Annotated in this window: 2 protein-coding genes; one reads left to right on the top strand and one right to left on the bottom strand. The window is 42.2% G+C overall.

From position 1 onward, the window contains the following. Positions 1–217: 217 nt before the first annotated feature. Positions 218–823, bottom strand: a complete 606-nt coding sequence (locus tag AB6E78_RS22835; RefSeq protein ID WP_019824386.1) for a LuxR/HapR/OpaR family quorum-sensing transcriptional regulator — start codon at positions 821–823, stop codon at positions 218–220. Between the two features lie 337 nt (positions 824–1,160). Here AB6E78_RS22835 and hpt point away from each other — a divergent pair, with 337 nt between their 5' ends. Beyond that, the gene (hpt, locus tag AB6E78_RS22830) at positions 1,161–1,691 is read left to right on the top strand and encodes a hypoxanthine phosphoribosyltransferase (protein ID WP_017059438.1); all 531 of its coding nucleotides are present in this window, start codon (positions 1,161–1,163) and stop codon (positions 1,689–1,691) included. Positions 1,692–1,787: the final 96 nt, after the last annotated feature.

Below are 1,787 nucleotides of genomic sequence, written 5' to 3'. Positions count from 1 at the left end.
TCAGGCCTTGAAAGCCGCTTAACAGAAATGTCCAACTTTACGGGGTCACTTCATTTGTCAGCGGCTTTTTTATGTCTGAAGAAAAGAGCAGTAACGTTCCACTCCGAGATGCGAGTGCGCTGCGCTTCGGGATGCGAAGAGACATTCCATTCTATAAAAAAGGGTTGGCCCATTAGGCCAACCCTTAAATTATTTACTCGAATCTCGAATCTCGAATCTACTTATAAATGCACAGCATGTTCAAGTAGCTATCCGTTAAGCTTGAAAGCTCTTCTGGCGTTTCTACACGTTTCGCTTGGATGAATAGCGAGTAGCAAATGCCGTGGAATAGATTCGCTAGATGTTTAGGGTCGTGATCGTCACAGACTTCGCCGCGTTCAATCGCTTTGCTAAACATGTTTTGTACTAACATTTGGTTAGTGCGGTTAGTTGTTACGAATAGCGGCCATACTTCATCACGAGTCGAAGCGCTCCATTCGAACCACACGTTTAACCAATGACTATCTTGAGCCACTAACGTCACCATTTCAGTCGCAATATTATGTAGGTTTTGTTTTGCGTGAATATCCAGATCGATATTGTCTGAAAGGAAGTTAGAGAATTGGCGTACAACGTGATTTAGTACTTCATCAACCAGATCTTCACGGGTTGGGAAGTAGTTAAATACCGTTGCGACAGACACCTGAGCGATGTCTGCAATATCAGCGTGTCCACCACGACCGATGCCGCGGCGAGAGAATACCTCAAGAGCGATTTCCATCAATTGAAGTTTTCTTTTTAAAGGTGAAAGCCTAGTTCTAGGTCTCTTAGATATTGAGTCCATTTTATTTTCCTTGCCAACGAAATTTTTATATTAATGATTTTATTATTATTTAAGCCAAGATGAGTGTAATGGTGCATATGCGAATGGTCAATCCTTTGAGCTTATTTAATAGACAGTTACATCAAACTTGATACATAAAGCGTGATCAGCATTGATGTGAAAGGAGATGAGTATTGGATAAGGCACCAGCGCACATTTCGTGGAGAATCTGACAGTAAATTCGAACCATAAGGTGGTGTGGGTATTTGAGCAGTGCTAGACTTACGCACAAAATTGAGCGACACAACTGACGAAACTGTCAACATTCGTCGCAATCACCAAATAGAATGAGAGCAGTATGAAGCATACAGTTGAAGTCATGATCTCTGAGCAAGAAGTTCAGGATCGAGTGAACGAACTAGGCAAACAGATCACGGAACACTACAACGGTAGTGAAGATCTAGTTTTAGTTGGCTTATTGCGTGGATCTTTTGTCTTTATGGCGGATCTTGCTCGTGCTATCGATTTAACTCACCAAGTTGATTTCATGACCGCGTCTAGCTACGGCAACGGCATGGAAAGCTCACGTGATGTTCGTATTTTGAAAGACCTTGATGATGATATCCAAGGTAAAGATGTTCTACTTGTAGAAGATATTATCGATACGGGTAACACGCTGACTAAAGTGAAAGAGATTCTAAGCCTACGTGGTCCTAAGTCTATCGAAATTTGTACGCTATTAGACAAGCCTTCTCGCCGTGAAGTGACTGTCGATACAAAATGGATTGGTTTTGAGATCCCAGACGAGTTTGTTGTTGGTGTTGGTATCGACTACGCACAAAAATATCGTCACCTACCGTACATCGGTAAGGTAGTACCTCAAGAGTAATCATTACGCTTGTGGTTTAGAAGTCATTAAAAAGCCCGCTTGTGAAGTGACCCCGTAAAGTTGGACATTTCTGTTAAGCGGCTTTCAAGGCCTGAG

It is taken from the genome of Vibrio sp. 10N.247.310.98, assembly GCF_041467395.1.
Taxonomy (GTDB): domain Bacteria; phylum Pseudomonadota; class Gammaproteobacteria; order Enterobacterales; family Vibrionaceae; genus Vibrio; species Vibrio crassostreae_C.
The sequence above is the reverse complement of the archived record's forward strand: the minus strand, read 5'-3'. Positions and strand labels throughout refer to the sequence as shown.